The organism is uncultured Oscillibacter sp. (assembly GCF_910587525.1).
Taxonomy (GTDB): Bacteria; Bacillota; Clostridia; order Oscillospirales; family Oscillospiraceae; genus Oscillibacter.
The window spans coordinates 1-6,731 of sequence record NZ_CAJULS010000126.1; the positions used below are offsets into that span (position 1 = coordinate 1).

Annotated in this window: 4 protein-coding genes; 1 reads left to right on the top strand and 3 read right to left on the bottom strand. The window is 54.8% G+C overall.

Translation table 11 applies throughout. The features are described 5' to 3' along the window. Window positions 1-321 (top strand): transposase (locus QZ326_RS10430; RefSeq protein ID WP_295744914.1); only part of this gene is annotated, 321 nt, incomplete at its 5' end. Window positions 322-2,391: 2,070 nt separating this feature from the next. Here QZ326_RS10430 and QZ326_RS10435 read toward each other — a convergent pair. The 3 genes from QZ326_RS10435 to QZ326_RS10445 all read right to left on the bottom strand — a co-directional run. Beyond that, on the bottom strand, window positions 2,392-4,362 hold the full coding sequence (locus QZ326_RS10435) for a PcfJ domain-containing protein (protein WP_295744916.1): 1,971 nt from the start codon (window positions 4,360-4,362) through the stop codon (window positions 2,392-2,394). Window position 4,363: 1 nt separating this feature from the next. After that, on the bottom strand, window positions 4,364-5,206 hold the full coding sequence (locus tag QZ326_RS10440; RefSeq protein WP_295744918.1) for a Cas9 inhibitor AcrIIA9 family protein: 843 nt from the start codon (window positions 5,204-5,206) through the stop codon (window positions 4,364-4,366). Between the two features lie 144 nt (window positions 5,207-5,350). Beyond that, a partial coding sequence (locus QZ326_RS10445; protein ID WP_295744920.1) for a helicase C-terminal domain-containing protein occupies window positions 5,351-6,731 on the bottom strand: 1,381 nt, incomplete at its 5' end.

Genomic DNA, 6,731 nt, shown 5'->3' on the forward strand with positions numbered 1-6,731 from the left:
GTGACGCGGTTCGCCCACAGAGGTTCCATCACCGCTTTCGCCGGCGTTGACCCTGGCGCTAACCAGTCCAGCGAGCGTGAAGCTAAGAGCGTCAGAACTTCCAAGAGCGGCCCGCCGGAGCTGCGCAGGACGCTGTTCCTTGTGATGGACGGCCTGCTGAAATCCATGCCCCAGGATGACCCGGTCTACCAGTTCATGGACAAGAAACGCGCCGAGGGCAAGCCCTACCTGGTCTACATGACCGCCGGGGCCAACAAGTTCCTGCGCATCTACTACGGCAGGGTCAAAGAATATCTGGCATCGCTGGAAAACGCCGATTGACCGTCCCCGCCCTGTTTCCATTTGACCGGCGTTTACACGGCGGTCTTTTTGTGTTGCTTTTTTCTCCTTCCTCTATGTCCACAAATTTATTTCATTTTCCTATTGACTTTTCCTTTGCAGACTTTTCAATATAATTAAGGTGTTCGGAGATTGGGCATTGATGCGAATAATATCTGCGGCTGCATCGGTCTGCCCTTGTTCGAGTTCGACGGATAAAGACTAGACTAAGGTGTAATAAAGGATAAAAAGCGCCTCATGTGTACAACCTCCTTCTCCGTGTAAACGGAAATTTTGTGATCTCAACGGTAACAGGCCCGTGGGGGTGGTACTCGCCATTCCCGGCCCCCACAGGGTTTGCCCGTCAAGACACAAAAGCGGCGCAGGGCATTTAATCCCTACACCGCCGGAAGCTACACACACAATGCCCCCTTGAAAAGTACCGGTAAAAAGGGTATAATGGGGCCGTGGCGCAGTAATCTGCTGTGTGGGAGGTATGCGCTCCTGCATAGGGGTGCGGGGGACTGGTACTCCCCTGCACCCTGCCTATTGCTTCTGTGTCTCTCAGGGCCATTTTACAACAGAACAGGAAAAATTGCAATAGTGATTGACATGGTTTCGACGCGCTTCGGCGTGTTGGGCCATGTCTGCTTTTTCCCGCTTTGCTGCCCTGATAAATCGCTCGGAACCGCGCAAGCGGTTCAATCCCCGCAGGGGGGGCGAAGGCACAGCCGGCGGATCGGGCACCCCCGTCAGGGGGCAAGCCGGACATGCGGAGCATGGGCGGCGCAGTAAGGGCCCCAGAGAGCTCCCACAGGGGCTCGCAGGGGTGACCCGGAGCGCAGCGTAGGGTCAGCGGTGTCGGCTATGCCGACCACACGGGTATAAAACGTAGTTTTAGCCCGTGTGCCACCGCCCCTTATGCCCTTTTTCCCGTTTTGGCAGGTCGGAGCGACATACGGTCGCGACCCTGCCAGAGAAGCCTGATATTTCAACGAAGTTGAATTTATAATTTGACTGATTTCCGGGCGGTTGGATTTTATATAAAAAATATTTTTTATATAAAACTGCCCGGAAAGCGTTGATACGTCAGGGCCCATTTTATAAAATCAGGGACGGCGCATGACATACGTTATAAAATCAGGCGGACGCATGATTTTATAAAATCAAGAAGCCCTGATACGTCAATCCGCGACGTTTTCCGCGCCTGGGACCGGGGGCTTACGCCCCCAGCCCCAGGTGTGGGTCTTCTGTGCGGCCGCTCATAGCCGCAGTCGGTGGCGGTCGATGATTTTGACGGCGCTGCGAATAAAAAAGAATAAGAGGGCCTTGTTTTTGCAACTTTTTTAAGCGAAATATCTGTATTCGCATCTCGTACATTGCCAGGGCAAGTCGTACAAATATCACAGTTTATCCTGCTTTTATTTACCTTGGTCAAAAATTGGCCTTTTTCTGGTCACTTAAAGCCCAGAACGAGACCTCAAAAAGGCCACACCAGGTCATAACACGATCTACTTGGAGCCCAAAGCCCACTACGAGCCCAATATTGGCCCAATATGAGACCAGAAAGAGGCCATTAGATTTCTGACCTGACCATAATCAGCCCATTGACGGCCCAAAAAGTGACCATTAAATAGCCTTGACAGCCAGTATGATATGAAAAAATGCGGAAATACCGCAAAATGTACAATATCGTGTACCATTTTTCAAAACCGGGTATCGCTCGCAATTCGTTCGGGCGCATGGATTGGCGCAAAAAAGCATCAAATTATGTACGAAAATAAAAAAACACTTCGTACAGCCAAAAGCCCTGCTACGCAAGGCTTTTGACTATTTTGTACGATTGTACTACTTAATTTTAAGTTATAAAAAAGAAAATATATAGGTCTATAGATAGCCATATAAAGTATATATGCAGGCAAACATAAAAAAACGTCGTACAGCCGTACAGGAACAAAAAACAGAACTTTTGAGGCAACTTAGAATTTGCCCCCTCCCCATCCATCATCACAGACTGTCAGGGGGCGGCGCGGCCTGACTGTGATGCCTAATCGTATGCACATATTCCTCCCTCTATGCGGCGGGGGCGGCGTGAAGCACCTGCCGCTTCCAGCGGCTCATGAATGCGTTGACTTCCGGTGTGGCATCGCAGTTGCCGATCCCTCGGACCTGTGCTACTTCTCCATTCAGCACTTCCACGGTATAGAAGGGCTTGTCCGCCGCCTCGCAGCGCCGGAGGAAAAGGATCATGGTTTTCCGGGCGGCGACCTTGGAAACATACCCACCGACACAATGATGGAGCGCATGGCCTTCGGTGATGATCTCGTCCAAGGACGCCGGGTAGACGATTTTCATACCGTCCAGCTCAAAATCAAGCTGTCCCTTGATGCGTTTATATGCTTTCTGGAAGTTTTCCCGCATTTTCATGTCGATTTTAATTTTCATGCGCTGGGCCGTCCTATCATGAGATTTCTGTAAATCCTTCGGGAACAGGACAAAATTGTTCCTTAAATCATAGCCCAGTTTGACGCACATCTCCAGGTAGTCTATGTACTCCCTGACCACAGTCTTGATGGAATCGTAGTGTAAGCCGCCGTACTTTCCCTCCCGGCCTCGCAGCAGGCCGTATTGCCCATCCGCATACCGTATGAGCTTATGGGGCGTCGTATGTGCCAGGATAGACGACAGGTCCATGTTGATTTTGCGGTCGATCTGCCACGTCAGCAGTTTTTGGCGGTCTTTCACCCCGTTCCGGTAGTACACTTGCATACGCTGCAAGTTTTCCATCCCCACGTCCAGCTCTCGCAGAAAGGCCACATCCTCGGCCGCAACATTCAAAATTCGGTGGGTGCGGTTCTGGGTTTCGTCCAGACCGGAACTATATTCTATCCGATAGACCAAGTCTGAAGCCAAACGGAAAAAGCCGGTCTTGACCAGGTGCTCCAACCGGGGATGCCGCAAATGAGCAGACAGGAAGGGATAAACCTCCATAGGCCTCTGAAAATGGTCGCTATAATCGGCCAGGGGGCAATACTGCCAGGACGTTCCCAGGAGTACGTCCGGTAAGTTTTTGCGGTAAAGATAACCGCAGGTATCCGCATAGAAATTATAGCTATATGGATAGAACACAGGGCGCTCGCCCTGTTTCCAGTTGCCGTCCCAAGTTTCATAGTAGCAGTCACATAGGATACGGCCTTCTGGGTCAACTCGGACGAATTGACGGGCGTTCTCCCAAACGGCGATTTGGGGCTCGTCATTCTGTATGGGGGCATTGACCTTGATAATACGGATGACCAGCTCCCCCGCCTTGGTTCGCTGAATGACCTGACAAGTCAACCGGTCAAACAGCTTGCCCATACGGCCCTTGGCCTTCATGGTCAACTCCCGGCCGCAATGGGGACAGGAGGCAGTTCCGTTGTGCTTAACGTCCGTCAAGACAAATTCGTCGCCGCAGGCGGAGCAGACGCCTGTGGCTTTGCCGTGTCGGGCGTGGCTATACAGAAAGTAAGCCGGGAGAATATCCCGGCGCAGCCAATCACCCAAATCACGTGGGAGTGTAGGTAGGCCGGACATTCGAACCATAACCTTTTGTTCCCGCTGGCATAGACGTTTTTGCAGGCGTCTGTCAAGAATTGTCTGCTGGGCATGGGTCAGGGCGGCGATACCACCGTGGTCACGGTCATGAAAGAAACTGCATACACGCTGTTCGTCTTGACTGGAATAGAACGCGCACTTACTCGTAAAGAAGTAATCATTGTCCAACTTTACAAACCTGGCCGTCCTCCAGCGGGCCTTGCCGTCCGGCTCCACGGCCAGGGTAATGTATTCACCGCCCGCATGGAACATGGTCCAGACAGGCGTGAAATTGCCAGCGGCGGCCTGTTTGCGGTCGTAAACGTACAGTACAAGCGTTCGGCGGTGGCTGATAATTTTAACCGCCGTTCGGACGATGTAGCTGACCTGCGGGGCATGGAGCAGCCCGTGTCCCTGGGGGATGGTCAGGCCGGGATCAGCGTACTGGCGCAGGGATTTTTTATCCAGCATATCACATCACCCCCAATGTCAGCTGCTCCATGCCGGGGGCCTTCGGTTTTTCAGCTTTGGGCTTTGCCGCAGGGGACGGCTTTTTGTCTGTCTTGCTCTTGGCCGCCTTACGGTTTGTGGATACATACGGTTTTGGTACAAATTTTTCGTCATCCTTGTGATCCTCCTCTGCGTTTTCGTCGCGAAAATAGTCTTCTGCCCACTGGAAGCACAGGCCGTCCGGCACATCCAGGCCGTAGACGCCGGTGCGCTCAATGCCATTGTCCTTCATTTCCTGCTCGGCGTACTTCTGGGCCTGACGGCTGATGTACCGGAAACAACGAATCATGGACTTCTCCGGGGCCATGACCAGCATGGCGAATGAGGCGTCCTCACGGCACTTGGCCTGGACGTGTTCGGCCACGGCCTCTTTCATATTCCGGCGAGTCAGGCGCTCCGTGTCGGCGGCGACACGCTCCACAGACGCTTTCAACAGCTCATTGCGGTTCATTTTTCCGATACGGTCGAGAGCGGCCTGCCGGGCCGCTTTCTTCTCCGCCTGTTTGGCGTCCCACTCGGCCTTGCGCTTAGCTTCTGCGGCCTCGTGGGTCTGCCGGGCGGCGGTGTCATCGGGGGCAGGGACGGCATCCTGTTTGGTGTCCAGTTTCAACTCCGGCGGCGGCATGGATGCTGCCGGGGCCGTCTCCTGCTCGGGGACAGGTTCAGGCTTGGCCAGGGTCGGAGCGGGCATGGATGCAGTCTGGTCCGGGGCGGGCGGGGCCTCCTGCGGGGGTTCCGGCGCGGCGGATTGGGACGGTACGCTGCTCTTACGGGCCTCACTGACGATTTCCGAGAAAAATCCCATGTGAAATACCTCCTGTCAATGTGCAGAGCGAAGTACAGGCTCATCATACTGCGCTCTATATGATATAATTTGTTTTCTTTCTTATAGTGGGCTCTTTCTTTAATGTGCCGGGCGGTCAGGCCGGAACCTGACCGCCCTTGCAGATTATGCCGCCGTGTCCACTCCGCCTTTGCCGTTCAGATTCAGCGCCGTGTCCAACTCCGCCAGCCGGGCGGATTTCTGCTGGAGGTCGGCCTCGTGGGCGAAAGGCTTCGCGGCTTCGATCCTGGCCGATTCCAGCTGCTGGCTCAGGTCGTCGAGCTTGGCCTGGTATTCTTTCAGGTGCGCCGGCAGTTTGCCCAAGGCATTGTCGATACGGGTGATATTCCCAGCGGCGCTGTCACTCAGGTCGATGGTGTATGTGACTGCGCCCTTGAACATGGTCTTGTGGTCGTCAAACGCAGTCAGCCGGGTCATGATGGCAAAGCCCCGGTAGCTGCCGATTTCGACAGGCTCCATCTCGGAGACCCCGGCCACAGCATCTATCAGGGCCAGCCCGGCCTTCTTTCGCTCCAGATAGTTGCGGCCCAGGACCTTCATGCCAACAAATCCGTCTGCCGGACAGGGATGGGCTTCGAGAATGTCCATGTCCGCCTGGATGCCTGCAATCATGGCCTCGGTACGCTTGATTTCAGCCGGAATGTGCTTTGCAACGTCATCCTCCAGCCGGAACCTCTTAGACTGATAATCGGCTTTCATGATCCTCAACCGGGCCACCTCCACGTCCAGCTCCATCCGCTCCTTGATGCGCGGGTCGCCGGCGCACAGTGCCTTGATCTCAGCGAAGGACAGTGCGGTTTCGTCCACATCGTCACAGGAACGCAGGGGCGTCCGGCTGGTCATGATCTGGGAAATGAACTTCTGCTTGGCCTCCACGGTCTGCCAGAGGTACGAATCAAACGTCGATTCGGTTACATAACGGTAAATATGGACCGTTTCGTTATCATTCCCCTGCCGGATGATGCGCCCGGCCCGCTGGGTCAGGTCACGGGGACGCCAGGGGCATTCCAGGTCATGGCTGGCGATCAGCCGCTTCTGGACGTTGGTTCCGGTCCCCATCTTCTGTGTGCTGCCGAGCAGGACGCGCACCTGGCCCGAGCGGACCTTTGCGAACAGAACTTTCTTCTGCTCGTCCGTGCGGGCATCATGGATAAACGCGATCTGCTCCGGCGGCATCCCTGCGGCGACCAGCTTTGCTTTGATATCATCGTAGATATTGAAGCCGCCTTTGCTTGTGGTGGGCGTCGAGATGTCGGAAAAGACAAGCTGGGTCAGCTTCTCCGCCTCGCCGTCCCGCCAGTGCCGCAGGATGTTGGCAACGCACTGGTTGACCTTGGTGCCGGGTTCATCGGGGAGCGCGGGGTTAATGATGCGCTGGTCCAGGCCCAGCTTCCGGCCATCGCTGGTTATCTTCAGCATATTATCCTTGCTGGCGTCCACGCTGCCGGCGTGGACCTTTTCGGCCCGCTTAGACAGCTCTTTGACA

Excerpts from the sequence above, each read along its gene's own strand:
- QZ326_RS10440 (WP_295744918.1), bottom strand. The coding sequence starts at position 5,206 with ATGGGATTTTTCTCGGAAATCGTCAGTGAGGCCCGTAAGAGCAGCGTA.
- QZ326_RS10435 (WP_295744916.1), bottom strand. The coding sequence starts at position 4,362 with ATGCTGGATAAAAAATCCCTGCGCCAGTACGCTGATCCCGGCCTGACC.